Raw genomic sequence first — 26,588 nt, 5'->3', positions numbered from 1 at the left:
ACGAACGGCGGACCCGTCGTACCAGGACTGCGGTATGCCGCCGCCTACTCACTCCGCAGTAGGTCACCATCTCGGTCGGGCACCGAGCCGGCCAAGGCCACCGACTCGAGCCGGCGGTCGGCCCCTCCCCGTCGAAGTCCGGACACCGGATCGACCTCGACGGCCTGACCTGTACCGAAGGTGTCGTCGGACATCACGACCTCGTGACCGCGCGACCGAAGTGCGGCGACGAGCCTGTCTGACGGTGGGGTCGCCGCCTCGAAGAGAACACTCCGCCCGTCGGAACCACGCAAGAACCTCGGCGCGTTCACCGCGTCGTCCAACGTCATCCCGAAATCGAGCACGTTCACCAGCATCTGCCGAACCGTCTCCACCCGGGTCTTTCCCCCGGGGCTCCCGACCACCAGTCGCACCTTTCCGTCCGCGTCGAACACCACGGGCAGGCACGGGTTCTGCTCCAACTTGCCACCGGGCCGGATGTCGTTGAACCCGCGGTTGCGTGGGTAGCTGAACGACGCACTGGTGTTGGTCAGCATCCCGGTGCCGGGCACGACCGCTCCGGTCCCGAAGATCCCACCGACCGTCTGCATCAGGTTGACCGCGTTGCCCGCGGCGTCGACGACACACAGGGTGATCGTGTCGCCGGCGGAGAGGTCGGCGGCGATCGGCTTCGCCCGGTCGGATATCTGCGAACGGAGCGACTCGGTGTGCGACTCATCGAGGAGCCAGGCCACCGTCTCTGGAGGGGTTCGGTCGCCGATGTACCGGGCGCGTTCCCGGGCAACGAGTTTCGCCGACTCGACGCTCACATGGACGTACTCCGGGTCGTCCGGCGACCTGAAAGGAGGCCATTGCTCGAGCACGTTCAGACCCGAGGCGAACGACACGTCACCGAGTGGCCCCGGCGCAGCGTGGATCTCCCAGCCGCGGTACGAGGTCGTGAGCGCCGGATGCCATTGTGGGCATTGCCCTCTCAGGTCATCGGCGCCCACCACGCCGCCGTTGTCGGTGTAGAAGCGTGCGACCGCCTCAGCGGTCGTGCCGGTGCGGAACTCGTCAGGTCCGTTATCGGACAGGCGGGTCAGCGTGTCGGCGAGATCGCTCTGCACGAGCAGATCACCGGCGGCGAGCGGCTTGCCGTCGCGGAAGAACACCGACCTACTCGACGGCCATCTCTCGAGGCGATCGACGAACTTGGACAGCATCGCGCCGAGCAACGGCGACACCGTGCAGCCCTCAGCAGCGAGTTCGATCGCGTACGTCAGGACGCGATCCACCGGCCAGGTACCTTTCCGCGCGACGAGCTCTGCCCAGCCGATCGCCAGCGCCGGTGTCAGACCGGCGAGGAGCAGTCGCCGGGTCCTCTCCAGTTCCGCCACATCGCACATGCCGGTGTCATCGACGGGCAGCGCGGCGGGATCGAGACCCAGCGGGACCGTTCCACAGCACTCGAGCACTTCGGTCAGGCCGGTGGCCGCGTCGTGCACCGTAGCCCATCCGACGCCGGCGAGGCTGCTCGAAAATGGTTGCACGACAACGCAGACGGCGGCAGCGGCGACGGCCGCGTCGACGGCGTTGCCACCCTTGGCCAGCACATCGACAGCCGCCTCGGACGCGGCCGCGTGAGGGGTCGACACCGCGTACGCGCCGGCGACAGCCGAGGTCTGGCCGGTCGTGGTATCCGAGGTGACCGCCGCGGACGCCTCCGTCATGGTGCGTGGTTCTCCACGGCCTGCTGCGCGCGCGACCCGAGATGGATACGCCAGCCGGTACCGGGGGTGATCACCGCGAGCCCGTTCCGTTCCGGATCTTCCAGTACGACGTCCCGATACTTCATGGCCAGGGCTCCTGATCCGTCCTGCAGCCGGATGACGCCCAGTTCCAGCTCGACCGGCTCAGCGGGTAACAGTCGGCTCCGCAGCACCTCGTAGTCGACGGCGTAGAGCTCTCCCGGCACGGACCATCCGCCGACCTCGACGGGGTACAGGCCCGGAAACTCGTCCCGGCAGGAGAAGAAGGCGTAATCGGGTGCGGTGGACACCTCGCCCAGGAACGTCGCGGTACCGGCGAATGCGTCGTGGATCTCGCCGCCGCGCATGGCCTGTCCGTTGACGAACATCCGCACTGTCTGACCCGGTCCCGGCATCAGGTTGCCGAGTGGCGTGAGGTCGTCGGTCATGAGGTCCGTCCTTCGCGAAAAGCGAGCTCGATGTTGCGTAGGTCCGTGCCGTCCTGCGACGGCCGGCCACGAAGCGCATGGGTGTACATGGCGGTGACCGCCCGATTCTCGTCACCACTGCTGAGATCATCGAGCAGGGTTCGGTGCTGGGCCACGGGCTCGTAGCCGTCCTGCTGGACGTAGTCGTCGGTCTGATAGGCGCCCGGACTGCCGCCGAGGGCCACCCCGCGGGCACGGGTGAATGCGGCCTCGTTGATCGCTGTGTGGAGGTCGAGGTGCGCCAAGGAATACTCGGGCGATCGGATGCCGTGCACGGTCGCGGCTTCGCCGAGAGGTTCAAGGAGCGAATAGAGCTTGTCCCACTCGACGGTGTCGGCCTTCCGGGTCAACAACCGTGCCACCACCTCGTCGACGGCGACCCGAAGCATGTGCAGTTCGTTGCGCTCGGCCTCGTCGATCCGGACGACCTCGAGCTGGCCGCGTCGGATACGGACCAGCAGCCCCTCACTGCGAAGACGCTGGAGCGCCTCCCGAACCGGGGTTCTACTGACCGCGAGGTTCTCCGCGATCTGCTCTTCGATGATCCGCGTTCCGGCCGCGATCTTCCCGCAGATGATCGCCTGACGGAGATACCGGTAGACCCGGGCGTTGGCGGACAGGACCTCGTCGTCACCGCCGCTGACCATGCCTCACTCCCCTTTCGCCTGCTGGTCGAGCGCCCACGCTGCGCCGGCCGCCCGGCAGGCATGCGTGATCCGTTGCATCAAAGTCCCTGACATCACAGCACAGCCCGCCGCCAGTGCCTGAATCTGCAACGCACTGTGCCGGTTGTTGAGGTCGAACAGGATACGTCCGGGTGCGAAGAGCTCCCCTGCCGGAAAACCGAAGGGCGACGCCTCCGATTCATCGGTCTCACCCCAAGTGGTCGCGTTGATCACCACCGACGGCTCCACCTCGGCGGTGTCCGCGGGTGCGACGGCGGTGACGCCGTACCGTTCGGCGAGTCGGCAGGTCGCCTCGGGGCGGCGCCCGCTGACGAACAGCTCCGCATCCGGATGCGCCCTCGCGAGTCCGAGCAGCGCCGAGTGGGTCGTCCCGCCTGTCCCGAGCACGAGGATCCGGGGACGATCGAGTCCGCGGAGCAGCACCTCACCGGCGGCGGCGAGCGCCCACGAGTTGGAGTTCAGGCCGACGACGCCGGTGCTGGTCCGAAGCAGCGTGTCGACGATTCCGGTCCGTGCGGCCGACGGAGTCAGCCTGTTGGCATGGGCCCCTACTTCGGCTTTGAAGGGGCTGAGCACCAGGCCCAGATCCCACGTCGGCTCGACGAACGCCTCGCCCGGAACGGTTGTGACGTCGGTCGTGGCGATGCTCAGGTTCTGCCCGGCCAGCGCCGCGTCGAGCATCTGCGACTTGGCGGCGCGACCAGCGGTGGTACCGAGAGCCAGAACGTCAACTGTGCGTGCGACATTCGACTTCACGACAGCCACACTCAGTTCGTTCTCCAGGCAGGCGGCCACGGCCTCGGCGACCACGTCTGTCTTTCCGATGATGCTCATCTATACCCCTAGCTGATCTCGGTGCCGGATTGGTGTGACCTGGCGTCCACTCGGTGTGCCGACCGGTTCACCGTCGGCGGCGATGAGAGATCCGCGCAGGTACGTCGCGCGAACCGCACCTACCGTGGACCATCCGTCGAACGGTGTGATCGGGTGCATCGAGTGAAGTTTCTGCTGGACCACGGTTCCGGCGGCGTGTTCGTCGACGAGGACGAAGTCGGCGTCGCCACCGATTCCCAGATGCCCCTTGCGATCGTCGATGTGCCACAGTTTGGCCGGCGTGGCGCTGCAGAGACGAACGATGTCGCTGACCGAGAGCCGTCCCTCCGCGGCCTGCGTCAGCAGCAGCGGCAGCATCGTCTCCACGCCGATCCATCCACCATGGGCGCACCACACGTCCGCGGCCCCCTGTTCCTCGACCGAATGGGGTGCGTGATCGGTGGCGATGATGTCCACTTCTCCCGCGGTCACGCCGGCCCACAGCGCGTCGACGTTCTCGCGCGGACGGATCGGCGGGTTGAGCTTCACGAGGTTGCCGAACTCCTCGTATGCCTCGTCGTCGAGCAGCAGATGTCCGACCAGGGTTTCCACCGACACGCGGTGCCCGAGCGCACGCATCAGCCGGACCCGGGCCAGTCCCGCCTCGGTCGACAGATGATGGATGTGCAGCTGGACGCCGGCGGCCCCGGCGAGGGTGATGATGCGGGTGACCGCCTCGACCTCCACGACGTCGGGCCTGCTCTCGAGATGAGCCCTCGTGTCGGTCCGGCCCTGGGCGCGCAACTCGCGGGCGAGCTGCTGCAGGAGCGGGTTGTTCTCCGCGTGCACACCGACGACGAGCCCCGCCTTGGCGGCCTCGACGAGACCGGCGTAGATCGCCCCGTCGTCGGGGCACGGGTTGTCACCGGTCGTCTGCCCCATGAACAGTTTGAGTCCCGGCGCGCCCTGAGCCGCGAAACCGGCGATCTCGTCCGCGTTCGCCTGCCCCAGCATCCCGTAGATCCCGAAGTCCACGTGAGCCTTCGGCGCCACGGTGGCGATCTTGTCGGCATGGATCTGCGCGGTCGACACCGGCGGCACGGTGTTGGGCATGTCGAACACCGTCGTCACGCCTCCGACCGCGGCCGCCCGGGACCCACTGCCGAAGTCCTCCTTGTAGGTCATGCCCGGATCCCGGAAGTGCACGTGTGCGTCGACGAGGCCCGGGAGGACGAGCAGTCCGCGCGCGTCGATCTCGGTGGGCGCCGGCGGAACCGCGGTACCCACCTCACAGATTCGTCCGTCACGGATACCCAGGTCCGCGTCGAACCGCCCATCAGGGGTGACGACGGTTCCGCCGCGGACGACGATCTCGGGTGATTGGCCGGCCATGTCTCTCGTTCCTCTCACTTCGTGTTCTGCGTCAGCGGACGGTGGATCGACTTGACCTCCGACAGCTCCGCGAGTCCTTCGAGCCCGTGCTCACGTCCGATGCCCGATTCCTTGAAGCCTCCGATGGGTGCGTGCAGGTTGAACGGCCCGCCGTTGACCACGACCTGACCCGCCTGGATACGCCGTGCGACGCGGATCGCCTCGTCGACGTCGCCGGCCCACACCGAGGCAGTCAGCCCGTAGCGGGTCGCGTTCGCGAGCTCGATCATCTCCTCGACTCCGTCACAGACCTGGATGACGAGGACCGGCCCGAAGATCTCCTCGTTGGCAAGGCGATGATCTGGCGGGACCTCGCTGAAGACGGTGGGCCGCACGAAGAATCCGGCGTCGGGGACCCCCGCGGGCCGGCCCGATCCACCGGCGACCACTCGGAGCCCGGACTGTTCCCCGTACGCGATGAACTCCGACACCCGACGATGCTGCGCGGCACTCACCACCGGACCGAGCGTAATTCCCGACGCACGCGCCGGGCCCGTCACCACCGCACCGACGATCGACGCGATCCGCTCTTCGACCTCGGCGAGTCGGGACCGTTCGACGACGAGCCTCGTCTGCGCACCGCAGACCTGCCCGTTGTTGAAGAAGCAACTCGCGATCACAGCGGGCAACGCCTCGTCGAGGTCGGCGGACGGGAGGATCACTGCCGCGTTCTTGCCGCCGAGTTCGAGCACACACCGGGTCAGCGTCCGGGACGAGACCGCCACGATGGCCTTGCCCACGTCCCGGCTCCCTGTGAAGCTGATGACGTCGACCGCGGTCTGGTCCACGAGAGCCGCACCCACGGTCGGACCGCGACCACCGACCACGTTGACGACGCCGCGCGGAAACTCCAACTCGGCCAACAGTTCCACCGCGCGCCACGCCGCCAGCGGCTTGATCTCCGACGGTTTGACGACGACGGTGTTGCCCATGATGACCGCGGAAGCCAGCTTCGAGACGAGCATGTTCAGCGGGAAGTTCCACGCCGTGATCGCTGCAACCACTCCGGCCGGTTCGCGCACGACCAGCGAGTTGCCGACTTCCCGCTGCTGACCGAGGATCGTCTCGGCCATCTCCGGCAGGTGTTTCAGACTATCGATCGCGCGGTTCACCTGTGTGTTCCGCGCCACCGCCGGTGGCAGGCCCAGTTCGTCCACGGTGAGGTCGACGAGGGCATCGGCTTCGGCGGCGAGCTTCTCACCCCACTTGGTCAGGTACTCGGCGCGCTCCGCCACGGCGGTGGTGGCCCAGTCCCGCCCGGCCCGGGACGCGGCCCGAACCGCATGGTCGACGACATGTGAAGAGGCCTCCGCCGCATGGCCGATGACCTCACCGGTCGACGGATTCACCACCTCGATGGCGTCCGACACCGCACCGGCGATCATCTCGCCGTCCACGAAATGCCCTGTGATCGTTCCTGTACTCAACCTGCCGACACCTCCATTACGAATCCGAACCTGCGCGCGAGACCGACCAGCGCGCCGGGCATCATGTAGGCGATCAGCCCCACGACCGCGGCCGCCACCGTTGCCGCCCACAGCATGGTCACCTCACGATTGGCCTGCGCCGTCGTCATCAGGCTCCCGATCCCGTCGTGACCCGACAGCCATTCCGCGAGGATCGCCGCGACGATCGCCATCGGACCGGAGATCCTGAGCCCCATGACGATTCCGCCGACTGCGGCGGGAACCCAGGCGTACGCGGTCTTCCGGACGAACCCGGTGTCGTACAACACCGAGAGGTCGGTGACCGCTGGAGGAAGGGCTCGCATGCTCTCCAGGATCGCGACGAACAGGGTGAACACCGTCACGATCACCACACAGATGACGGTGGCCATGACCCCGCGGCCGGCCACCAGCGTGACCAGCGGCGCCACCCCTACGATCGGCAGCGTGCGAATGATCAACGCGTAGCCCGTGATCGGCCTGGTGAGCACCGTCCACCGCGACACCAGGACCGCGAGCACCATCGCCAGCACCGTCGAGACGACGAGCCCGGCAGCGGCGTCACGCAGGGTCAGCGCGCAGCGACCCGCGATTATCGGGAAGTCGTCGATCAGCGCCTGCATCGTCATCGCCGGTGTCGGGACGCTGTAGGCGGGTATGTCCTGGGCCCAGATCACTCCTTGCCAGACCACGCCCACGAACCCCAGAACCGCCACCGCACAGACGACGTTCACCCACCAGGGCTGTTCCTTGTTCATCGCACCGCCCGTTCCAACGGGGCCATCAACAGCGAGACGACGGCCAACAGCACGAGCGAGACCACGGCGGCCAGCATCAGCGTCGCCCACAACAGGTCGATCTGATAGCTGAAGAGCGCGTTGGCCATCAGACTCCCGAGCCCACGTTCACCGGCGGCACCCGACCACTCGGCCACGATCGCACCGACGAAGCAGGCCGGCAGCATGGTGCGGAGACCGACTCCGATCGACGGAATCGACCGCCAGAAACCGACATTCGTCCACCAGGTCAGACGACCGGCCTCGTACAGCGCGCCGAGCTCCTCATAGCCCTGCTGCGACACCCGCGCACAGGCCGCGAGGGTGGCCGCCACCGGGACGAGCCCGGCAAGGACGACCACGGTGGTGATGAGTGCCGTTCCCCGGCTGAAGAAGAGCGACAGGGCCGGGGTCAGGCTGATGAGCGGCACGCTGCCGACCACCACGCTCAGCGCGACGAACCATGGTGTCACCGAGGACAGCACGCCGGCGACGAAAAGCCCGACGGCCATCATCGCGACCAGGATGAGCGCACCCGTGACGGCCGCACTCACTGTGGGTAATGCGTTGTACCAGACGATGTCCCATTGTTCGATCAGAGCCTTCACGGCTTCCCCGGGACCGATGAAACCAGGCCCGAGCACACCGGTCGCGGCCACGGCCCACCACGCAACCGGTACGAACGCGACCATGCCCACGACGATGGCCGTGTCACGGAGCCCGCCGACCTGCCGGCTTCGTGCCCTCTTGCCGGTCATCGCGATGTCGAGAACGGCTGCGGTCATCGCAGACCCAGATCTGCGCGGAGCCTGCTGCAGTGTCCGGCGAAGTCCACGGTGTCCCGGAAACCACGACGGTCCTCACGGGCCACGTCGATTCGGTACCGGGAACGAATCCGGCACGGACGTGGACTCAGAACCAGTACCTCGTCACCCAGAAGAGTCGCCTCCTCCACGGAGTGCGTCACCAGCAGACAGGTCGTCCCGGTCTGACCGATGATGTCGAGCAGCTCGAAATTGAGTTCGGCCCTGGTGATCTCGTCGAGTGCGCCGAAGGGTTCGTCGAGGAGCAACACGTCGGGCCGGGTCGCCAGTGCACGTGCGAGGGCGACCCGTTGCCGCATCCCTCCCGACAGTTGCCCGGGCCGGTGGCCGGCCCACTCCGTCAGGTGGGTGATCTCGAGCAGGTGGTCGACCCACGACGAGTCCTTCGGCAGGCCCGACAGGTTGAACGGCAGCTCGATGTTGCGGCGGACACTTCGCCAGCTCAGCAGACCCGGATCCTGGAACGCGAAGCCGATTCGCCGTTCCTCACGCATGTTCTGCATGGTCGCGCCGTCGAATGTGATGGTCCCCGACGTCGGCTGAACAAGGTCGGCGACCAGACGCAGGAGCGTCGACTTTCCACAGCCGGACGGTCCCAGAAGGACGCCGAGTTCGCCGCGCTCCAGCTTCATGCTCACGTCGTCGACCGCCGGCGTCAGCTCGCCGCGGCGCCCCGGATACCCGTAGGTCACCTTGTCGACCGCGAGGCCGACCCGGCGATCGATGGTGGACCGATGCGGCTCGTCGGCCAGTTCCGCCGCGTCCTGTGCCACTCCTCCGGACGTCATGATCAGGCTCCAGACCCGTGGGCCGCCTGCAGCAGGGACTGGGTCATCACGGCGTCGAGATCGACTGGCGACGTGATCTTCCCGGCGGTCTCGTACAGTTCGTACACCGACTTGAAGGCCGCGGGTTCGATCCACATGAGGCCGTGGTCGGCGGCCGCGCCGGAGGTGATCAGCGGGACCGCCGCCTGGGCGGCGACCTTCTCGTCCTCGATCGCGGCGCCGGTCTCCTTGTGGTACTGATCCCAGGTGTACTGGGCGATCTCTTCCGGGTGCTCGACGAAGTACTCCCAGCCGGCGATGTCGGCCTTCAGCCACCGGCTCAGCACGTCGCCCTTGTCCGCGATGGTGTCCGCGAGGGCGAACTGCGCGTTGCCGTAGTCGGGGTCGCCCAGTTCGCTGAAGTAGACGACGTTGACCGGCACGCCGGACTGTTCGAGCGAAACACCCTGCTGCGTACCGTATCCGATGTAGCCGTCGACCTGACCCGAGGTGAGGATCGACGGGTCGGTGCCGACGGGGACGATGGACACCGAGCCCGGGTCGACCCCGGCCTTCTTCAGCATCGCCTCGATCAGGACCTTCTCCGTGTTCGGGACGCCTACTTTCTTGCCCACCATCTCCTGCAGTGAGGTGACCGGATTGCTCTTGAGCGACATGAGTGCGTTCGGGGTCTGCTGATAGATGGTCGCGAACGCGGTCACCGGGATTCCCTTGCTGCGCGAGAGCAGGATTCCCGATCCGTTGTCGTCACCGATGTCGGCTTGCTTGTTGGCGACCACGGCCACCGGGTCGATGTTGGGTCCGCCGGCAAGGAATTGTGCGTCGATGCCGTTATCGGTGAAGTAGCCCATCTTGATCGCGGCGAAGTGCCCGCCGAACTGGCTGAGCTTCTTCCAACCGAGCTGTGCGACAACGGTGTCGAGTTTCGCTCCGTTGGCCGCGGTCGTCGACGTACCGGTGCTTCCGCTCGCGCAGGCCGCGAGGAGCGGGCCGCTACCGAGCAGTGCGCCCGCGCCGAGCAGGCCCTGCAGCATCGTGCGACGGGAGAGACGAGGATTGGGAAGTTGGGTCATTGAGTACTCCTGCGACGGCCGTGCGCATGCGCGCACGGTGGAGATCGGGATGTGGATGGGTCGGGATGTGAACGGTGCGAGGCGACTCCGACTCGTCAATCCGCCTTGCGGGTGAGCAGCTTTCGATTGCGCACCCATTCGCCGACGCGGAGCGGTTCCGAAGCTGCGTCGCCGAGAAGGGGTGCGATGGTGTACGCGTCGTTGGGGCGGTAGAAGAACGGGATGGAGATACGCGGGGTGTCGGCACCGGGAGCACTCAGATCGGCTTCGCTCACCTCATGCGGGACCGCCCACCAGCGACCGTCGGTGAGGTAGGTCAGCAGTTCACCGACGTTCACCAGGAACACGTCGTCGCGGGGCGGAACGTCGAGCCACTCGCCGGCCCGGGTCTGCATACGAAGGCCGCCTCCGCCGCCCGCGTCCTGGTAGAGGATCGTGAACATCGTGAGGTCGGAGTGGATGGCGTTACGCACCCCACCCGATCCGGCGGTCGCCGGCGGATAGTAGTTGGCGGCGAGATCGGCCCAGTTGTCCTCGATGAGTTCCATCCATGCGGACTGTCCGACGCCGAGCGCGGCGGCCATGGCGAGGCCCAGAGTGGTTGCGTTCTCCTGCATCACGCGGAAGTACTCGTGCCAGGTCTGCCGGAACGCCGGCAATCGGTCCGGCCATAGGGGGCATTCGACGCCGTGGTCGTCGGACCACGCGGGGACCACACCGTCGGCGTCGGGTCCGGCCAGCGTTCCGTCCACCCGAGGCCCGATGTGGAACATCTCCTTGTGGTCCTGGAAGCCGAACTCGTTGACGTTGTTGGAGCCCTTCCAGCCCACGAACTGGTCCCCGTCGGCCGACTGGAGGCCCACCTTCGCCTCGTACGGCAGTGAGAAGAACTCGAGGGTTGCCGCGTGGACCCGATCGATCAGTCCGTCCGGCAAGGTCAGACCGGTCATTGCGAATGCGCCCACGTCGCGGCAGACCTCGTCGAATCGGGCGAGGAGACCGGCGTCTCCCGACGTCGTCGCCTCACCGAGTTCGGCAAGATCGAAGAGCTGTATTCCCACGGCGATCAAACCCTTCCGAGTTCTGTATCCAAGTTTGTATACGAATGTGCATACATAGTCTTGGCGAAGTATTGCCGTCGTGTTTCGCGACGGTAGACATCGCGAAACACACCTGACTCAGTCGCCGCGACGGCGCCCCTTGTCGACGAGTTGCACTCCACGGCACCACATCTCGCGGACGGTTGACCCTCTTGCGCCGGACAGGGCGACCTCCGCGCTGCCCCACCGCGGGTGCCGGATCACCTCGGCCCACCGGGTCAGGTCGTGTACGACGAAGTCGGCCAGGGCGCCGACCTGCAACGGTTCGGGGGCTGCGGCACCGAACGACGCCGCCGCCCCGACGGTCGCGGGCCCGAGCACCTCGCGCGCTCCGACCGTGTCGCGGCGCAACCCCTGCCAGAGCCCGCGAACCAGCCGCAGCTCCCGCCACATGTCGGCGTCGTCCTCGAGGGTCATCCCGTCCATACCGATGGCCACGCGTACTCCGGCGGTGGTCATGGCGTCGACGTCGGGAATCCCCGACGCCAGCCGGAAGTTGGAGGCGGCGTTGACGACGACGGTGCTCCCGCGCCGCGCGATCAGTTCCATCTCATCCGGCCTGAGATGCACCCCGTGCGCGAGAACCGTTTGCGCGGTGAGGAATCCCAGGTCGTCGAGCGCTCGGACGATCCCGTCTGGATATGTGCGGTCGGCCCACTGCCGCTGCGCCTCGGTTTCGAGGAGATGCATGTGCATGACACGTCCCGTCGCAGCACTGCGGTCGGCGCAGGCGGCAAGGGCATCTTCGTCGACCCACTGCGGACCGACCGGGTGATAGACCAGTGCGAGATCCGGGCCCTCGATCTCCGCCGCCAGTTCGTCGATCCGGTCCAGTTCGCGTTCGGCATGGGCGCGTGCTCGCGCATTCCTGCCCCGCCCCTCCCGCATGGCCCCGGCGGACAACGATGTCAACGGCACCCCGATACAGGCGCGCACACCGACTGCACGCACGGCGCGTGCAGCCTCGCGGACCTCGTGCGCGAGATCATCGGTTGTCGGATTGAGACAGATGTTGACCGAACCCACCCCGGCATCGCGCATGCGTTCCGACGAGCCGAAGACGTTGTCGTACTGCGAGTCACCGGGGGTGAGTGCGAGGAAATCCGCGATCCAAGGGTCGAGGCGGGCATCGCGCGCACCGAGCAACTGCGTGCCGTCACCGCGCCCGTGATCATGGGCATTCGCCAAGGTGGGCAGCGCCACGTCACAGCGTCCCGGCCGTGCCGGGACGGTGTCGATCGAGACGACCCGACCGTCCTCGATCCCGATCGCCCACCCGCCGTCCGATCCCGTGAGTCCGATCGGCGCACTCCCGAGCCCGATCGGCGCACTCCCGAGCCCGGTGACCATCGCGTCCACCACCACAGTCGCCGTGTCCCCGGTCGGCCGCATACGCGTCTCCTCGTTGGAAGTGTCGGACTCCGATCAGTCCGCAGGCACAGCTTGTATGCAAACCCGAAAGCGGGCAACTCGGACGCTACGACGAGTCACACGCGACCGCGATGAGTGTCACCGCGATCCCCCGGCCGAGTGTCGACTTCCGTAAGGGCCGGTCACGCAGTCTCATCGCGAGTTCGCCGGTGACCACGACGAGGATCTGCTCGGCCAGGTGGTGGGGATTCGCGCACGGCAGTTGCGCGGCGAGCTCGCGGAGGGTCTGTCGCATGTGGTCGGTGTCGCGCGTGACCGCGTCGGCGATCTCGGGCGGCGGGTCGGACATCTCGGCAGCGGTTCCCAGGAACGCGCACCACCGCGCGCCGTCGGGTCGGGCGGCGAACTCGTCGATGGCGTCGAAGATGGCCAGCAACCGGCCCTCGGCGTCGGGCGCAGCCGCGATGAGACTCCCCCACGTCTGGCGCCAGCGCTCGTGTCGTCGTGCGAGGGAGGCTGCGACCAGCGCCTCTTTGCTGCGGTAGCCGCGGTACAGGGTCGCCGCCGACACGCCCGCCCGCGCGAGGATGGCGTCGACGGGCGTCGATTCGATTCCGCGCGAGAACACCAGGTCATCAACTGCGTCGAGCAGTTTCTCCTCGGAGCTCTTGCGCATCGGCATGGCAATCAGCCTCGACTCGAAAATATGAAACGCACGTTTTCGTTTGGTCTCGGTCGTGAGCCATCGGTCATCGTGGCCGGCACAGCTTTCATCGCGGCGACCTACGGGCTGGTGCGACTCGCATACGGGCTGTTCCTACCCGACATCCAGGCGGACCTGGCTCTCGATTCGGCCCGTGCGGGGTATATCTCCTCGGGGTCGTCGCTGGTCTACTGCCTCGCGGCGTTGTGCGGGTTCCGCTACGGACGCCGAAATCCTCGGGTCTTGATCGTCGTCGCCACAGCCACCGCGGCGGGTGGGGTCTGGGGCATGGCCGCCGCCGGGGACCTGCTCACCTTCGGACTCTTCGCCGTGATCAGTTCTGCGGGAGCAGGCCTGGCGTCGCCCGCTATGGTGAGCGTCGTCCGGCGCAACATCGCCGCGAATCGCGTGGACCGGGCGCAGTCGATGGTCAACTCCGGCACCGGACCCGGACTCGTCGGCGCCGGGGCGCTGGCACTCGCCTTCCTACCCGAATGGCGACTGACCTGGGCGATCATCGGCGTGGTCACCGCGGTCATCGCGGTCGCCCTCCTCATCACCGACCAGCCGGGTTCCGCCGTCCAGGACGAGCAGTCGCACGCCCTGTCCGTCGGGTGGATCCGCCGCCACGGCACCGCACTGACCATCGCGGTTCTGCTGGGCGGGGCGTCGAGCGCCATGTGGACGTACGGCCGTGCGATCCTCGTCGACACCGGCGGATCATCCCAACGTGGCACGATCATCGCGTGGATCATGATCGGAATCGGCGGCGCCGCAGTGGCTCTCACCGCCACACCGTTGGCGAGGTGGTCGGCGACCTCGGCGTGGACACTCAGCTGCGGAACGATGACGGTCGGGATTCTCCTGGTCGCCGCTGCTCCGGGACAGATGGCGGTCACGCTCGTCGGCTGCCTCTTCTTCGGGTGGGGTTTCACCTCGGCGACATCCGCGCTCATCGCCTGGACCTCGACCATCGATGCGGCACGATCGGCTGCGGGTACCGCACTCCTGTTCATCGCGTTGATGTTCGGGCAGGCAGTGGGTGCCATCGCCCTCGGTGCCACTATCACCGCCGCGGGTTACGGGCTCGCCTTCGTCGTGGCCGCGGTGTTGTCGAGTGCGTCCATCGCCGTGTCCGCACTCGACCGCACCGGTCACCGGGTGCCCGCGGACCGCGCGGACCACTCAGGCGAACCAGGACATGAACCGTCCGCGGGACCAGCACCGGCCGACCGCGTCGCCGGCGACATCGAAGCGCGGCAATGTGGTTGACGGCTCGAACACGGTCAGCCCGATGATGCTGTGCCCAGACGCCGGACGATCCCCGAGGGCCGGAATGGTGGGCGCGACCCCGACCCCTTCGACCGACACCCAGGCAGTCCTCTCGCCGAGGAGAGCTCCTCCAACGCATGCACGAATCGGCGTCGTCTCTCCGGCGAGAACCCCGACAGCGACCAGGCGGTGATGACCAGAGGCAGCGCCCGATCCGGGACACACGAGACCGCATCCGACAGCGTCATGATCGGATCTCCCGAAATCTGTTGCGGTGGAGATGATTCTGCGTGATCGAGCTCGTCGTCGAGATCAGCCCTACGCGCTCGGCGGCGCAGCGTCGGGCCGCCTCGGCGATCGCGGGATAGAGGACCGCGTACCGCCCGGTGTGATCTGAGTGCTTCACCGAGACCATCAGGGAGAGCCCCATCTGACGCGACTCCCCCGGACGCTCGTGCCGACCGCTCCGCCAGCGTCGCGAAGGCCGTCCGCAGCTCTTTCGGGCCGATCACCTCGACATCGGCATCGAATCGCGCGAGCGAAGCGCACAGACCGACAGCGATCCTCGACGTCGCCGTGCAGTACACCGACGCATGACGCTCACGCCTGCTGTCGCTTTATCATCTCGGTGATCCAGGTGGGCGCGAACGGTGAGATACATCCGGGTGACGTGGGGTAGTCCTCGAGGACCCTCAGGCGCTCACCGATGGAGATGGCGCGCGCCCGGTATCCGGGGTGTTCGATGCCGATCGTCGCCAAACAGGTGTTCATCGCCCACTGCAGGCGGTCCGGGGCGTCCCGCATCTCCGATTCGATGATGTCGAGAAGCCCGACGAGGTCGAGTCCGTCGGGCTTCTTGGCCACCCGTTCGGTGGTGAGGACCCAGCCGGCGCTGCGCGCGGCCTCGTCCGCGTCGTCCATCCACGCGACGCGCAGTTCTTCCCTGTGCGGGTTCTTCTTCACGACGTAACCGACGAGCCAGTCGTGCACCTTCGGGCGACCGGCCTCGCGCACCATCGTGTCGAGCTGCGCGACGTCGAAGGCCTTCGGTCGGCAGATGAGCACTGCGACCAGTCGAGCGGCCGTGTCACCGGTAGCCCACAACGCCGAAGCGAGGTCGTGCTGGGTCTTCAGACGTTTGGCGACGGCCCGCAGCTTGGTCAGATTGACGCCGTGGTCGTCTCCGTGCCTCTCGTTGACCGCGCGGATCTTCGGGTCCTCGAGTTCGGCGAGTTCCGCGAGTACCCGGGCGACGGCAGCCTCGGTGTCGGCGGTTTCGGTCACGACGTCTCCGGTCTCCACCCAGATAGGTTATCGGCCCACGGACACCGTTCCACGGGCCTAGTCTGGGCGGATGGCGTTGGTACTGGGTCCGATCCTTCGGCACGTCGACGAGACATCCGCGCTGGTCTGGGTCCAGACGGACGGACCCGCGGAGGTGGAGGTCCTCGGCAGCCGCTCGCACACCTTCGAGGTCGTCGGAAATCACTACGCGCTCGTCGAGGTCACCGGTCTGACGCCGGACACCACGACTGAATACGAGGTGTTCGTCGACGGTTCTCGGGAATGGCCACTGCCGGATTCCGACTTTCCGCCCAGCATCATTCGGACGCGCGGACCCGAAAGCGCCCGCCATCACCGGCTCGTCTTCGGGTCGTGCCGCTACCCCAAGGCGGAGGACCCGAAGGTCGACGAAAAACTCGGACTCGACGCACTGGACTGTTATGCGGTCCGCATGCGCCACCTGCCCGTCGACGAATGGCCCGACACCCTCATCCTCCTCGGCGATCAGGTCTACGCCGACGAACTGACGCCGCAGGTCAAGGAGAAGCTCGAGTCGACCAGGACCTCGACCGCCGGTCCGTCTGACGAGGTGGTGAGCTTCCAGGAGTACGAGGGTCTCTACCGGCACACCTGGGGCGACCCGGAGATACGCTGGATCCTGTCCACCGTCCCGACCGCGATGATCTTCGACGACCACGACATCCGCGACGACTGGAACACCTCGGACACCTGGCGCCGGCAGATGGACGACCAACCCTGGTGGCGTGACCGGATACGCGCCGGACTCGCGTCGTACTGGGTGTATCAGCACCTCGGTAACCTGTCCCCCGCGGAACTGGACGCCTCCGACGGCTACCGCCAGGTGAGGGAGATCGCCGGGGACTGCTGGCCGCATCTGGTCGATCTCGCCGACCGCGCCGATTCCGAAACCGACGGCGTCAAAGGGATCCGGTTCAGCTTCCGGTGGGATCTCGGCGCGACGCGACTGACGATGATCGATTCACGTAACGGCCGCATTCTCGCCGGTGGCGTCCGGAAGATGTTGAGTGACACCGAGTTCGATTGGATCGAAGACCAGGTCAACGACGACGTCGAGTCGGTGGACCACCTGGTGCTCGGGTCGTCGTTGCCGTGGCTGCTCCCGCCCGTCCTCAGCGACGTCGAGACGCTCAACGAGATCGGGGCCCGCCACGACGGCCGGGTCGGACAGCTGGCCGAGAAGATCCGGCAGGGTGCCGACCTGGAGCACTGGCCCGCCTTCTTCGATTCCTTCACCCGGCTGAGTCGGATGATCAGTGGGGTCGCCGGCCTCGGCAACAGCGATCGAACCCTCGGTCCGGCGACCATCAGTGTCCTGTCGGGCGACGTCCACCACAGTTATGCCGCGCGAGCGGATTTCGCCGAAACCACCGGTGCGGTGGTCTATCAGTTGGTGTGCTCACCGGTGCACAACGCCATACCGCCGTACATGAAGGGCGTGTTCCGGCTCGGCTGGTCGCCGCGTCTTGCCAAGATCGTCCGACGCTGGGCCGGTTCCCGCGGAGCGCCGCAACTCCCCGTCACGTGGCACAACGCGCTCGGCCCCCTGTTCGGTAACACCATCGCCTCCCTGATCGTCGACGGACGGGACGCGCGGGTCACGTTCGAACAGCCCGACCTGGACGGCAAGCTGCACGTCGCAGCCGACATGTCGCTGACGGACGAATCCGTCGACCGCGTGGGGACATAGCGTCGTCGTCTGCTACGAAATGCGCTCAGTCCAGGCAGAATTCGTTGCCCTCGGGATCACGCATGACGATGTGCCCGGCACCGAGAGGCGGTTCCGGCTCAACTCGTCGAACGCGAGTTGCACCCAGGACCACGAGGCGGGCCGACTCCGCCTCGAGCGCGGCGAGGCGGTCGTCACCGGTCAGGCCGGATGCGGCCCGGACGTCGAGGTGTACCCGGTTCTTGGCTGTCTTGCCTTCCGGCACGCGCTGGAAGAAGATCCGTGGACCGCGACCGTCGGGGTCGGTGACCGCAGACGCGTCGTTCCTGCGTTCCGGCGGGACACCCATCGCATCGAGCGCGGCGTCCCAGCTGTCGAACCCCGTGGGCGGCGCCTGGATCCGGTACCCGAGCACCTCGGCCCAGAACGCCGCAAGGGCCGCGGGAGCAGCACAGTCGAATGTCACCTGCATCTCTCTGGTCATATCTCCACTGTGGCCTACATCGAGGACAGCCACGGTCCTCATCGCAAGGAAGCCCAGGCGTGGATCAGCGAAGCCGCTCGCCGTACACCCGCTTGACCGACATCACCATCAACACGCGCCGATCCGACACCATCACGCTGCGGTACTCATCCCAGTCCGGGTGCTGGCCGGCGGCCTTCCGGTAGTAGTCGACCAGTGCCTCCACCTCGGGGCCGTGGGGATCGGCGCCCGGCCCGATCAGCGTGACATCGCCCTCTGCGGTCGCCCAGGTGTAACGGTCGGGTCCGGTGACCTCGAGCGCCGCGCGCGGATCGCGGCGGAGGTTGACCGTCTTGGCCCGTCCCTCGGTCATCGACACGTAGATCGTGTCCGCGTCGCGGTCGTAGAACGGGGTCACCGGCGAAAGCTGCGGCAGGCCGGAGGACTTGATGGTGGCGAGAACACCGAGACGTGATTCGGCGAGAAGGTCGCGCGGGTCGTACTCAGAGGTGGTCATGGTCTGGGCAACTGCCCTCGGTCGGCGACTATTCCGGCGCGACGGACGCACCGGACCCGGCGCGGAACCCGGACATCGGACCACGAGGGCCTATACCTTCATACGGTGTTCACGATCGGAATAGTGGCGGCATCGCTTGCCGCGGTGGCCTATGGACTGTCGACGGTCCTTCGCGCACTCGGCGCCCGGAACGCCGCCGGACCCGACGCCGCCGGTGTCACGGCCAAGGGCGGGCCGTCGTTGCGTTCGACGCTCGACACCTTCCGCGACCCGGCCTTCCTCGTCGGCACCCTCATGGTGGTCCTCGGTTTCGCCGGTGGCGCCGTCGCCGCACGCTGCTCCCGCTCTTCCTCGCACAGACGATTGTCGCCGGGAACCTGATCGTCACCGCGCTTCTCGGCAGCGTCCTGCTCGGGACCAAGCTGCGTGGCCGGGACCTGGCCGCGATGGGCATCGTCGTCGCTTCACTCTGCATGCTCGGCGCGTCGGCGTCGCATGAGGCCGCGACCGCCCACGACATGGCCTTCCACTGGGCTCTGTTCATCGTGTCGACGGTGGTCGCGGTCGTGGGCCTGATCGTCGTGCACCTCCTCGGAAGGCGCGGCGCGATCCTCGCGGGGGCGCTCGCCGGCGCGATGTACGGCGCCCTCGCGGTGGCGGTGCGCGTCCTCGACGGCGTGCACCCATTCGACCCCGCGGCGCTGCTGACCGATCCGGCGGCCTGGACCATCGCCCTCGCCGGTGCCCTTGCGTTCTACGTGCAGACGGTCGCGCTCCAGCTCGGTCCGGTCAACGCCGTCACCGCCGTTCTGGTGGTGGGCGAGGTCGGCATTCCGTCGGTGATCGGTGTGCTGTTCCTCGGTGACCGCGCCGTCGACGGACTCGGGTGGCTCGCCTACGTCGGTTTCGTCGGTGCGATCGCGGGCGCCTTCGCGGTCGCGTGGCTCACCTCCCAACCCGACGGCAACGACGCGCAGCGCGGAGTTGCCGCAGGTTCGACCTCCTGACATTGCAACATTCTTCTCTATTTGTGTCTTTGGCCGTAGGATCGGCGACATGGACGTGCGCGAGATCCTGACCACCATTCCCACCGACACCGCCGAGGCACTCGAGCTGTTCGACTCCTGCGACGCGATCGACCCGGAGTTCATGATCGGCACCTGGCGTGGCGCGGAGCTGCCGACGGGCCATCCCCTCGACGGCTTCCTCGCCGCCAGCGGATGGTGGGGCAAGCAGTTCGTCGACGCCGAGACCGTCCACCCGCTGCTCTTCCCCACCCGCGACCACACCGCGCTCTGGGCGATGAACCCGGCGATCGCCTTCAGCGGGCTCTCCGTCGCGGAGAAGACTCCTCAGGTCAAGGCCATGTCGTTCGCGACACCGATCGCTGCCACCCGACTGCTGAGCCAGACCCGCAAGGCGCGCGCACGGCTGCGCACCACTCGCTATCGCGGCACCGACAACGCAACCATGGTCTACGACCAGTTGCCGATCAACGATGTCTTCCACCGCATCTCCGACGACGCGGTGATCGGCGCCATGGATCTCAAGGGTTCGCCGGCACCATACTTCTTCGCACTTCGACGCGACGATTCGTTGCGGTTGATCTGAACACTCAGAGATCGGCGAGCGCCGCTCTCAGCGTGTTCGCCTCGGAGACCGCGTCGCGGAGTGCGAGCTTGGCCTCCGATCGGCCCTGCTCGGCGGTCGACAATCGCTGACGCGCGAAGCGCAGTGAGTCCTCGACGCGGGACAACTGCTCGCGGAGTTCCCGTGCCCGAGAGACGAGTTCGTCGACCTCCGCGGACGCCTCGTCCACCGCGGAGGACGCGTCGCCGAGACCTTCGCGCGCGGACTGCTCGTCGTCCTCGGCCCGGGCGATCCGGGCCTCGAGTTCACGCCTGGTCTGGTCGTCCTCATCTGTACTCCCGGCCTCGTCGGCCGACTCCTCGCCGACATCCTCCGGGCCGGCACCGCGACCATGCCCGGCAGCGCGCTTCGACTCGGCCGGCGGGTCGGGAACGACGAAGACCCCTGCGGGGCCGAAACCGCTGTACTCCGCAGAGGTGACGAGGCGTCCGCGTCGGAGATCGTCCAGGATCTCGGCGTCGGCGATCGCGGCGCGCAGCGTCGTCGCGACCTCGCGAACCGCGCTGTCGGACAGCTGCACTCCGAGCGAGGAGGCGGTGCCGGCCACGCCGTCGGCGGAGTCGTTGATCAACTCCTGGCGCCGACGGGACAGTTCGCGCATCGTGTCGACCGCCGAACGCCGTTGCGCCGCAGACAGGTCCGCGGCCAGCGAGGTGACCTGGTCGCAGTCGTCGGGATTCGCGCGCACCCACTGGTTGATCGCCCAGGCGGCCTGCGTCGGCCTGCGCAACTTCGAGATGTCCTTGGCCAGAGAGGTTTCGCCATCGGCCTTGACCTCCTTGGCGATCTCGTTTCGTCGCTTCACGAACAGGTCCGGCGTCAGGCCGTAGAGTTCGTCGACGGTTTCGTCGTACCGGGACATCACATCACCCGCGACCGGCAGGATGTCGCTTCCACATGAGCCGATCGTACGTCTCCGACTGCCCGTCATCCGACACATCACGGCGGCCTAAACTTGAACAGTTCCAGAAATGGGTGCATACTCGTCCACATGCTCACCGACGACGACTGCGCCACCCGGCTGCGCTCGGCTCGACTCCGCGTCACCCGCCCGCGGGTCGCGGTCATGCGTGCGGTGCATGCACACCCCCATGCCGACACCGACACCGTGCTCGGCTCCACGAGAGCCGAACTCGCCGACGTCTCCCAGCAGACCGTCTATGACGTGTTGGCCGCGTTGACATCTGCCGGTCTCATCCGGCGGATCCAGCCGTCGGGGCACGTGGCTCGCTACGAGTCCCGGATCGGCGACAACCACCACCACGTGGTCTGCCGCTCGTGCGGTGCGATCGGGGACGTCGACTGTGCCGTCGGCGCAGCTCCGTGCCTGACCGCGTCCAACGACCAGGGCTTCGTCATCGACGAGGCCGAGGTCGTCTACTGGGGCCTCTGTCCCGACTGCCAGGCCTGAACCACCGAAGATCCGACCACACCTGACCGCCCGGTCCACATCTGTGGACCGGGCGGGATCAAGGCTGCGCCCAGCCACCATCACCATTTCCCGAAAGGAATGACATGGCGCAAGAACACCCGCCGATCGCCGAGGCCAACACGCAACCGCCCGCCGGCGGTTGCCCGGTCATGCACGGCCAGGCCAAGCAGCCCACCGAGGGCGGCGGAAACCGTGACTGGTGGCCGAACCAGTTGAATCTCAAGATACTGCAGCACAATCCGGATGTCGTGAACCCGCTCGACGCCGACTTCGACTACGACGAGGCCCTCAAGGGCCTCGATGTCGAGGCCCTCAAGGCAGACCTGATCGCCCTGATGACCGATTCGCAGGACTGGTGGCCCGCGGACTTCGGCCACTACGGCGGCCTGATGGTGCGCATGTCGTGGCACGCGGCGGGCACCTACCGCGTCCGGGACGGACGCGGTGGCGCCGGGGCCGGTATGCAGCGCTTCGCGCCGCTCAACAGCTGGCCGGACAATGCCAACCTCGACAAGGCGCGTCGTCTGCTGTGGCCGATCAAGAAGAAGTACGGCCAGGCCGTCTCGTGGGCCGACCTGCTGGTCTTCGCCGGGAACGTCGCACTCGAGTCGATGGGATTCGAGACCGCGGGCTTCGCCTTCGGCCGCGTCGACGAGTGGGAACCCGATGACGTCTACTGGGGTCCCGAACTCGAATGGCTGGCCGATCAGCGGTACTCCGGTGACCGCGAACTCGAGAAGCCGCTGGCCGCTGTGCAGATGGGTCTCATCTACGTCAATCCCGAAGGACCCGAAGGCAATCCAGACGTCCTGGGATCGGCCGCCGACATCCGGGACACCTTCGCCCGGATGGCGATGAACGACGTCGAGACCGCGGCACTCATCGTCGGCGGTCACACTTTCGGCAAGACGCACGGCGCCGGGGATGCGAGCCAGGTCGGTCCCGAGCCGGAGGCCGCCGCACTCGAGGACGCCGGTCTCGGCTGGCGGAGCTCGCACGGCGAGGGCAACGGTGCCGACACCATCACGAGTGGTCTCGAGGTGACCTGGAACCCGACCCCGACCCAGTGGGACAACGCCTTCCTGGAGACCCTCTACGGCTACGAGTGGGAGCTGTACAAGAGCCCGGCGGGCGCCAACCAGTGGCGTCCCAAGGACGGCGCCGGCGTGGGCACCGTGCCGATGGCCTTCGGTGACGGCAAGACCCACCCGTCGATGCTGACCAGCGACCTCGCACTCCGTTATGACCCCGAGTACGGGAAGATCACCCGCCGCTGGCTGGATCACCCGGAGGAGCTGGCCGAGGAGTTCGCCAAGGCCTGGTTCAAGCTGCTCCACCGCGACATGGGACCCGCGATCCGCTACCGCGGACCGCTGGTTCCCGACGTCACCTACGACTGGCAGGACAACGTGCCGGTGCACGAGGGACCGCTCGTCTCCGAGGCAGACATCGCCGCACTGAAGGTTGCGCTACTCGGGTCGGGCCTGTCGGTCTCGCAGCTGGTGAAGACCGCATGGGCGGCCGCATCGTCGTTCCGCGGCAGCGACTTCCGCGGCGGCGCCAACGGAGGTCGCCTCCGTCTGCAACCGCAGGCGAGCTGGGAGGCCAACGAGCCCACCGAACTCGCCGACATCGTCGCGACGCTGGAGGGCATCGCCGAGTCGTTCACCGGTGAGGCGGGCGCGAAGATCTCCTTCGCCGACCTCGTCGTCCTCGGTGGCGTCGCCGCCATCGAGAAGGCAGCTCGCGATGCGGGAGTCGACGTCACCGTGCCGTTCACGCCGGGCCGCACCGACGTGGCGCAGGACGACATCGACGTCGACTCGTTCGCATACCTCGAGCCCACCGCGGACGGTTTCCGCAACTACCTCGGCAGTGACAACGGCAAGCGGGGTGCCTCACAGCCGGCCGAGTTCACGCTGCTCGACCGGGCGAATCTGCTCACCGTGAGCGCGCCGGAGATGACCGCCCTCATCGGCGGCCTGCGCGTGCTCGGTGCCAATTACCAGAACTCGGCACTCGGTGTGCTCACCGACAAGCCGGGCGTGCTGACGAACGACTACTTCGTCAACCTGCTCGACATGTCCACCAAGTGGTCGAAGACCGACGACGAGAACGTCTTCGTCGGCACCGACCGCGCAACCGGTGAACAGACCTGGACCGGCAGCCGCGTCGACCTGGCGTTCAGCTCGAACTCGCAGCTGCGCGCCCTGGCCGAGGTGTACGCCTCCGACGACGCCGAGGAGAAGTTCGTCAAGGACTTCGTCGCGGCGTGGGACAAGGTCATGAACCTGGACCGGTTCGACGTCTGAGCCGATCCGTCGGTCAGCTGACTCGCTGATCGCCTCTCACACGACGATGCGGTGTTATCCGACCCGGGTGTCACCGCATCGTCGTCTCCGAGGAACGCAGTCGTTCCGCCCGGCACGATCGCGAATTCGGAACTATGCTGGCGCTTTCCTCGAGGTGGCGGATGACCGTCGTGACAGAAGGAGATCGCGATGTCCGGCGAGCACAAATCCCTGGGGCACATCCGACTGACCTCGCACAGCGGCGGAGTCGACGCCCCGCCCATCCACTGGGGGGCACCCACCGCGGCCGAGCGCGGGCCGGTCATCGGGACGACCGGAGTTCGCGCTCACCGCAACGTGATCGGCACCCACAGCGGGTCGTACAGCGTCTACCGTGCGCTGGCGGTGGCCGCCGGTGCGCTGGCCCGCGACCATCGCGCGGATCTGACCAACACCTCCCCGACCGACCACATCGGACCGTATCCGCAATGGGGAGATCCGAAGGCGATCGTCTCGCTCGATCCCTGGGGAGCGACGGTCGCCGAGAGCTTCCCCGACAAGATCGCCGCCGGCTACGACATCCGACCGACCATCGCGGTCACCAAGGCGCACGTCATCCTCCCCGAGATCGCCGAGGCCATCGAGAAGGGGCGGCTCGTCCCCGACGGCAAGCTGCTGCTCCCGAGCGGCGCCGCCCTGGTCACCAAGGCCGCGGTCGAGCCGGTGTGGCATCTGCCCGGTGTCGCCGAGCGCTTCGGCTGTTCCGAGGCCGAGCTGCGGCGGGTGCTGTTCGAGGAAACCGGGGGCATGTATCCCGAACTCGTCACGCGATCGGACCTGGAGGTCTTCCTGCCACCCATCGGCGGCCAGACCGTCTACGTCTTCGGCGATGCCCGTGATCTCGCCGATCCAACGGTCGAGCTGACCGCCCGCGTCCACGACGAGTGCAACGGCTCGGACGTGTTCGGATCGGACATCTGCACCTGTCGCCCGTACCTCACGCACGCGATCGAGGAGTGCATCCGCGGCACCCAGCGCGGAGGCGTGGGCCTGGTCGCCTACTCCCGCAAGGAAGGGCGCGCACTGGGCGAGGTGACGAAGTTCCTCGTCTACAACGCCCGCAAGCGACAGGAAGGCGGCGACACCGCCGACCAGTACTTCGCCCGCACGGAATGTGTTGCCGGAGTTCAGGACATGCGCTTCCAGGAACTCATGCCCGATGTGCTGCACTGGTTCGGGATCACCAAGATCCACCGGCTCGTCTCGATGAGCAACATGAAGTACGACGCGATCACCGGCTCGGGCATCGAGGTCGGCGAGCGGGTCAACATCCCCGATGAGCTGGTCCCGGCCGATGCCCGGGTGGAGATCGACGCCAAGATGGCCGCCGGCTACTTCACCCCGGGACCCGTGCCCGACGCCGAGGCGTTGCGAAAGGTCAAGGGCCGGGGGCTCGAGTGAGCGGCACCGTGCGGAACGGCACCGCCGACCGGTCCGCGAGGACACCCGACAATGACGTCGCCGCGGCCGCGCTGCTGCGAACGAGCACCGCGGTTCGCGAGCGTTCGCGCCGGCTCCTCGAGCGTGCCCGCGACGGCCGGTCCCCCTGGTTCACGGTTCACGACGATGCCCTCGGTGTCGCTGCGGACATCGTCGTCGAGACGACCCGCGGTCGCTATCCCGACGGCACGATCCCATTCCACAGTCGCTGGCGCCATTTCGAGGCCGGCGGCGTCGACCGGCTCGGAGCGCTTCGTGACGCACTACCGTCGACGAACTCCCCCGACCACACCCGTGCACTCATCGACGTCGTCCTGGTCAGCGTGCTCCTGGACGCCGGGGCCGGTCCCGAGTGGTCCTATCGTGAGGAGTCGAGCGGCCTGGTCCTGACCCGCTCGGAAGGACTCGGCGTCGCCAGCTGGCAGGCGTTCACCGCCGGGTTGTTCTCCGACGATGCGGCGCAACCCCTCCGCGTCGACGCGGCCGGCCTCCGTGCGGTGACGATCGAGAGTTTGGGCGGCGCCTTCCAGGTCTCCCCCACCAATCCGCTCACCGGATTGGCGGGTCGCGTCGAACTGTTGCGTCGGCTGGGCGACGTCCTCGCCGATGAGCCGACGGTGTTCGGCCCCGACGGCCGGCCCGGACGGCTGTTCGATCACCTGACCGCGGACGGTCGCGGAACGGTGACCGCTGCCGAGATCCTCGGCGCCGTGCTGACTCACCTCGGCCCGATCTGGCCGTCGGACAACAGGATCGGGTCCGTGCCGCTGGGCGATTGCTGGCCTCACCGCGCAGTGACCGGACCGGGTCTCACCGCCGGGTGGATCCCGTTCCACAAGCTGTCCCAGTGGCTGACCTACTCGCTGCTGGAACCGTTCCTCTGGTCCGGCGTCGAGGTCACCGGCCTCGACGAGCTGACGGGTCTCCCCGAGTACCGCAACGGTGGACTCTTCCTCGACACCGGCGTGCTCACACTTCGGGACGAGGACTGGGCCGACGTCGAATGGGAGGTCGGCGACCAGATCGTCATCGAATGGCGTGCCCTCACCGTCGCCCTGCTCGACGAGATCGCCGGACTCGTCCGCGAACGGCTCGGGACCGACGCGGCGACGATGCCGCTGGCCTGCATCCTCGAGGGCGGAACCTGGGCGGCCGGCCGGGTCCTGGCCACCCGCCTGCGGAACGGGCTGCCGCCCTTGTCGATCCGCAGCACCGGAACCGTCTTCTGAGAACCACGATAGGG

Annotated in this window: 25 protein-coding genes and 1 pseudogene; 8 read left to right on the top strand and 18 right to left on the bottom strand. The window is 67.4% G+C overall.

Annotation, left to right across the window (positions count from 1 at the left end):
• Positions 1-44: 44 nt before the first annotated feature.
• The 13 genes from PWF70_RS10565 to PWF70_RS10505 form a co-directional block, all read right to left on the bottom strand.
• Complete coding sequence (locus PWF70_RS10565) at positions 45-1,712, bottom strand: gamma-glutamyltransferase family protein (RefSeq protein ID WP_279957038.1); 1,668 nt, start codon at positions 1,710-1,712, stop codon at positions 45-47.
• Positions 1,709-2,179, bottom strand: a complete 471-nt coding sequence (locus PWF70_RS10560) for an allophanate hydrolase-related protein (RefSeq protein WP_006357537.1) — start codon at positions 2,177-2,179, stop codon at positions 1,709-1,711. Before PWF70_RS10560 ends, PWF70_RS10565 begins: the two co-directional genes overlap by 4 nt.
• The gene (locus tag PWF70_RS10555; RefSeq protein ID WP_006357536.1) at positions 2,176-2,865 is read right to left on the bottom strand and encodes a GntR family transcriptional regulator; all 690 of its coding nucleotides are present in this window, start codon (positions 2,863-2,865) and stop codon (positions 2,176-2,178) included. The genes PWF70_RS10560 and PWF70_RS10555 overlap by 4 nt, the downstream gene beginning before the upstream one ends.
• Before the next feature lie 3 nt (positions 2,866-2,868).
• Positions 2,869-3,738: a hypothetical protein gene (locus tag PWF70_RS10550; protein WP_279957037.1), complete on the bottom strand. Its 870-nt coding sequence runs from the start codon at positions 3,736-3,738 to the stop codon at positions 2,869-2,871.
• Positions 3,739-5,109: an allantoinase AllB gene (gene allB, locus PWF70_RS10545; protein WP_006357534.1), complete on the bottom strand. Its 1,371-nt coding sequence runs from the start codon at positions 5,107-5,109 to the stop codon at positions 3,739-3,741.
• A gap of 14 nt (positions 5,110-5,123) precedes the next feature.
• Entirely contained in the window at positions 5,124-6,575 is a 1,452-nt protein-coding gene (locus PWF70_RS10540; RefSeq protein WP_006357533.1) for an aldehyde dehydrogenase family protein, read from the bottom strand.
• Positions 6,572-7,351: an ABC transporter permease gene (locus PWF70_RS10535; protein ID WP_006357532.1), complete on the bottom strand. Its 780-nt coding sequence runs from the start codon at positions 7,349-7,351 to the stop codon at positions 6,572-6,574. Before PWF70_RS10535 ends, PWF70_RS10540 begins: the two co-directional genes overlap by 4 nt.
• Positions 7,348-8,154, bottom strand: coding sequence for an ABC transporter permease (locus PWF70_RS10530; RefSeq protein ID WP_279957036.1), 807 nt, complete (start codon positions 8,152-8,154; stop codon positions 7,348-7,350). The genes PWF70_RS10535 and PWF70_RS10530 overlap by 4 nt, the downstream gene beginning before the upstream one ends.
• Positions 8,151-8,981, bottom strand: coding sequence for an ABC transporter ATP-binding protein (locus PWF70_RS10525; protein ID WP_279957034.1), 831 nt, complete (start codon positions 8,979-8,981; stop codon positions 8,151-8,153). The genes PWF70_RS10530 and PWF70_RS10525 overlap by 4 nt, the downstream gene beginning before the upstream one ends.
• A 2-nt stretch (positions 8,982-8,983) precedes the next feature.
• A complete protein-coding gene (locus PWF70_RS10520; protein WP_279957033.1) occupies positions 8,984-10,054 on the bottom strand; it encodes an ABC transporter substrate-binding protein in 1,071 nt (356 codons plus the stop codon).
• Between the two features lie 95 nt (positions 10,055-10,149).
• Positions 10,150-11,115 (bottom strand): 2OG-Fe(II) oxygenase family protein, encoded by a 966-nt coding sequence (locus PWF70_RS10515; protein ID WP_040003987.1) that lies wholly within the window; start codon positions 11,113-11,115, stop codon positions 10,150-10,152.
• 117 nt (positions 11,116-11,232) lie between these two features.
• On the bottom strand, positions 11,233-12,546 hold the full coding sequence (locus PWF70_RS10510; RefSeq protein ID WP_006357527.1) for an amidohydrolase family protein: 1,314 nt from the start codon (positions 12,544-12,546) through the stop codon (positions 11,233-11,235).
• A gap of 85 nt (positions 12,547-12,631) precedes the next feature.
• Positions 12,632-13,207 carry a TetR/AcrR family transcriptional regulator gene (locus PWF70_RS10505; protein ID WP_006357526.1) on the bottom strand — a complete coding sequence of 192 codons (576 nt, stop codon included), beginning with the start codon at positions 13,205-13,207 and terminating at the stop codon, positions 12,632-12,634.
• A 24-nt stretch (positions 13,208-13,231) separates the two neighbouring features.
• Here PWF70_RS10505 and PWF70_RS10500 point away from each other — a divergent pair, with 24 nt between their 5' ends.
• Positions 13,232-14,500 carry an MFS transporter gene (locus tag PWF70_RS10500; RefSeq protein WP_279957031.1) on the top strand — a complete coding sequence of 423 codons (1,269 nt, stop codon included), beginning with the start codon at positions 13,232-13,234 and terminating at the stop codon, positions 14,498-14,500.
• A 14-nt stretch (positions 14,501-14,514) separates the two neighbouring features.
• On the opposite strand, the gene PWF70_RS10495 is transcribed toward PWF70_RS10500, so the two are convergent.
• Both PWF70_RS10495 and PWF70_RS10490 read right to left on the bottom strand, forming a co-directional pair.
• Positions 14,515-15,012, bottom strand: coding sequence for a DUF2332 family protein (locus PWF70_RS10495; protein WP_230461929.1), 498 nt, complete (start codon positions 15,010-15,012; stop codon positions 14,515-14,517).
• A gap of 88 nt (positions 15,013-15,100) precedes the next feature.
• Positions 15,101-15,784: a DNA alkylation repair protein gene (locus PWF70_RS10490; protein ID WP_040003991.1), complete on the bottom strand. Its 684-nt coding sequence runs from the start codon at positions 15,782-15,784 to the stop codon at positions 15,101-15,103.
• Between the two features lie 70 nt (positions 15,785-15,854).
• Between PWF70_RS10490 and PWF70_RS10485 the strand changes: the two genes are divergently transcribed.
• Positions 15,855-17,513, top strand: a complete 1,659-nt coding sequence (locus PWF70_RS10485; RefSeq protein ID WP_006357523.1) for an alkaline phosphatase D family protein — start codon at positions 15,855-15,857, stop codon at positions 17,511-17,513.
• 25 nt (positions 17,514-17,538) lie between these two features.
• Here the strand turns inward: PWF70_RS10485 and PWF70_RS10480 are convergent, their stop codons facing one another.
• Complete coding sequence (locus PWF70_RS10480) at positions 17,539-17,976, bottom strand: VOC family protein (RefSeq protein ID WP_035752321.1); 438 nt, start codon at positions 17,974-17,976, stop codon at positions 17,539-17,541.
• 64 nt (positions 17,977-18,040) lie between these two features.
• Positions 18,041-18,472, bottom strand: coding sequence for a PPOX class F420-dependent oxidoreductase (locus PWF70_RS10475; protein WP_035752319.1), 432 nt, complete (start codon positions 18,470-18,472; stop codon positions 18,041-18,043).
• Between the two features lie 105 nt (positions 18,473-18,577).
• On the opposite strand from PWF70_RS10475, the pseudogene PWF70_RS10470 reads away from it, so the two are divergent.
• Both PWF70_RS10470 and PWF70_RS10465 read left to right on the top strand, forming a co-directional pair.
• A pseudogene (locus tag PWF70_RS10470) lies at positions 18,578-19,479 on the top strand (DMT family transporter).
• A 49-nt stretch (positions 19,480-19,528) separates the two neighbouring features.
• Complete coding sequence (locus PWF70_RS10465) at positions 19,529-20,083, top strand: DUF4334 domain-containing protein (RefSeq protein WP_035752317.1); 555 nt, start codon at positions 19,529-19,531, stop codon at positions 20,081-20,083.
• A gap of 4 nt (positions 20,084-20,087) precedes the next feature.
• Here the strand turns inward: PWF70_RS10465 and PWF70_RS10460 are convergent, their stop codons facing one another.
• Complete coding sequence (locus PWF70_RS10460; RefSeq protein WP_035752315.1) at positions 20,088-20,984, bottom strand: hypothetical protein; 897 nt, start codon at positions 20,982-20,984, stop codon at positions 20,088-20,090.
• Between the two features lie 129 nt (positions 20,985-21,113).
• On the opposite strand from PWF70_RS10460, the gene PWF70_RS10455 reads away from it, so the two are divergent.
• The 4 genes from PWF70_RS10455 (at position 21,114) to PWF70_RS10440 (ending at position 26,574) form a co-directional block, all read left to right on the top strand.
• Positions 21,114-21,533, top strand: a complete 420-nt coding sequence (locus PWF70_RS10455) for a Fur family transcriptional regulator (RefSeq protein ID WP_035752313.1) — start codon at positions 21,114-21,116, stop codon at positions 21,531-21,533.
• Positions 21,534-21,637: 104 nt separating this feature from the next.
• A complete protein-coding gene (gene katG / locus PWF70_RS10450) occupies positions 21,638-23,866 on the top strand; it encodes a catalase/peroxidase HPI (protein WP_035752311.1) in 2,229 nt (742 codons plus the stop codon).
• A 189-nt stretch (positions 23,867-24,055) separates the two neighbouring features.
• A complete protein-coding gene (locus tag PWF70_RS10445; RefSeq protein WP_006357515.1) occupies positions 24,056-25,306 on the top strand; it encodes a GTP cyclohydrolase II in 1,251 nt (416 codons plus the stop codon).
• Positions 25,303-26,574, top strand: coding sequence for a URC4/urg3 family protein (locus PWF70_RS10440; protein ID WP_006357514.1), 1,272 nt, complete (start codon positions 25,303-25,305; stop codon positions 26,572-26,574). Before PWF70_RS10445 ends, PWF70_RS10440 begins: the two co-directional genes overlap by 4 nt.
• Positions 26,575-26,588: the final 14 nt, after the last annotated feature.

The organism is Gordonia sp. Swx-4 (assembly GCF_030316175.1).
Lineage (GTDB): Bacteria > Actinomycetota > Actinomycetes > Mycobacteriales > Mycobacteriaceae > Gordonia > Gordonia alkanivorans.
The sequence above is the reverse complement of the archived record's forward strand: the minus strand, read 5'-3'. Positions and strand labels throughout refer to the sequence as shown.

Excerpts from the sequence above, each read along its gene's own strand:
- PWF70_RS10565 (WP_279957038.1), bottom strand. The coding sequence starts at position 1,712 with ATGACGGAGGCGTCCGCGGCGGTCACCTCGGATACCACGACCGGCCAG.
- PWF70_RS10560 (WP_006357537.1), bottom strand. The coding sequence starts at position 2,179 with ATGACCGACGACCTCACGCCACTCGGCAACCTGATGCCGGGACCGGGT.
- PWF70_RS10555 (WP_006357536.1), bottom strand. The coding sequence starts at position 2,865 with ATGGTCAGCGGCGGTGACGACGAGGTCCTGTCCGCCAACGCCCGGGTC.
- PWF70_RS10550 (WP_279957037.1), bottom strand. The coding sequence starts at position 3,738 with ATGAGCATCATCGGAAAGACAGACGTGGTCGCCGAGGCCGTGGCCGCC.
- allB (WP_006357534.1), bottom strand. The coding sequence starts at position 5,109 with ATGGCCGGCCAATCACCCGAGATCGTCGTCCGCGGCGGAACCGTCGTC.
- PWF70_RS10535 (WP_006357532.1), bottom strand. The coding sequence starts at position 7,351 with ATGAACAAGGAACAGCCCTGGTGGGTGAACGTCGTCTGTGCGGTGGCG.
- PWF70_RS10530 (WP_279957036.1), bottom strand. The coding sequence starts at position 8,154 with ATGACCGCAGCCGTTCTCGACATCGCGATGACCGGCAAGAGGGCACGA.
- PWF70_RS10525 (WP_279957034.1), bottom strand. The coding sequence starts at position 8,981 with ATGACGTCCGGAGGAGTGGCACAGGACGCGGCGGAACTGGCCGACGAG.
- PWF70_RS10520 (WP_279957033.1), bottom strand. The coding sequence starts at position 10,054 with ATGACCCAACTTCCCAATCCTCGTCTCTCCCGTCGCACGATGCTGCAG.
- PWF70_RS10510 (WP_006357527.1), bottom strand. The coding sequence starts at position 12,546 with ATGCGGCCGACCGGGGACACGGCGACTGTGGTGGTGGACGCGATGGTC.
- PWF70_RS10505 (WP_006357526.1), bottom strand. The coding sequence starts at position 13,207 with ATGCCGATGCGCAAGAGCTCCGAGGAGAAACTGCTCGACGCAGTTGAT.
- PWF70_RS10500 (WP_279957031.1), top strand. The coding sequence starts at position 13,232 with ATGAAACGCACGTTTTCGTTTGGTCTCGGTCGTGAGCCATCGGTCATC.
- PWF70_RS10485 (WP_006357523.1), top strand. The coding sequence starts at position 15,855 with ATGGCGTTGGTACTGGGTCCGATCCTTCGGCACGTCGACGAGACATCC.
- PWF70_RS10480 (WP_035752321.1), bottom strand. The coding sequence starts at position 17,976 with ATGACCAGAGAGATGCAGGTGACATTCGACTGTGCTGCTCCCGCGGCC.
- PWF70_RS10475 (WP_035752319.1), bottom strand. The coding sequence starts at position 18,472 with ATGACCACCTCTGAGTACGACCCGCGCGACCTTCTCGCCGAATCACGT.
- PWF70_RS10465 (WP_035752317.1), top strand. The coding sequence starts at position 19,529 with ATGGACGTGCGCGAGATCCTGACCACCATTCCCACCGACACCGCCGAG.
- PWF70_RS10460 (WP_035752315.1), bottom strand. The coding sequence starts at position 20,984 with ATGTCCCGGTACGACGAAACCGTCGACGAACTCTACGGCCTGACGCCG.
- PWF70_RS10455 (WP_035752313.1), top strand. The coding sequence starts at position 21,114 with ATGCTCACCGACGACGACTGCGCCACCCGGCTGCGCTCGGCTCGACTC.
- katG (WP_035752311.1), top strand. The coding sequence starts at position 21,638 with ATGGCGCAAGAACACCCGCCGATCGCCGAGGCCAACACGCAACCGCCC.
- PWF70_RS10445 (WP_006357515.1), top strand. The coding sequence starts at position 24,056 with ATGTCCGGCGAGCACAAATCCCTGGGGCACATCCGACTGACCTCGCAC.